Here is an 834-nt window from a genome sequence, read left to right on the forward strand (position 1 = left end):
CCAATGCCCCACCTCCCGCATTGCACGGGGCAGAGCTCGCCGCCTAACGGCACGAGGTTGGAAATCGGAACATGGGAACTTGGATCGTCTGCCCGGTCGGAAGCCGGGCTCGCTGCGACGGCCAGATAGGGACGATGCCAAGGGCGGAGCTTTCGTAGTAGTCGGAGTGCGGGAAAACCGCACACAGGGCGAAGGGAAGCAGGAAGACGATAGGCTTGCAAAGACGGAGAAGTGATCTGTGGACATGGATCATCGGACCGACAAGGTCTGGGTACTCGGCATTCAAAGCAAACTCTATCAGTGGAGTAAGGCGAATCCCGACGATCAGTGGCGCGACATGTGGGGTTGGTTGACCGACCTCAGAGTGCTGCGTCATGCCTGGCAGCGCGTCGCCTCTAACAAAGGGGGACGCACGGCCGGGGTTGACGGGATGACGGTGGGACGCATCCGGAATAGGGGTGAATATCGCTTCCTGGTCGATCTTCAAGCTGATCTGCGCAGTGGTGCGTATCGGCCAAGTCCGGCCAGACGCAAGTTCATTCCAAAGGCCGGGAAACCGGGGCAATTCCGGCCCTTGGGTATTCCCACCGTCAGAGACCGCGTCGTACAGGGCGCGGTTAAAATCCTTTTGGAGCCGATCTTCGAGGCGCAATTCTGGCATGTCTCTTACGGGTTCCGGCCCGGCAGGAACACCCATGGTGCCTTGGAGTACATTCGTCGGGCAGCCTTGCCGCAGAAGCGTGACAAGGACACCCGACGAAACCGGTTGCCATACCCTTGGGTTATTGAGGGGGACATCAGAGGATGCTTCGACAATATCAATCATCACCACCT

At 59.0% G+C, this 834-nt stretch carries 1 protein-coding gene; it reads left to right on the forward strand.

Going from position 1 to position 834, the window contains the following annotated elements; genetic code table 11:
- Window positions 1-244 precede the first annotated feature (244 nt).
- Window positions 245-834 (forward strand): reverse transcriptase domain-containing protein (locus tag AC1D0P_RS26270; protein WP_477679409.1); only part of this gene is annotated, 590 nt, incomplete at its 3' end.

Source organism: Polaromonas sp. P1_G2, from assembly GCF_056405515.1.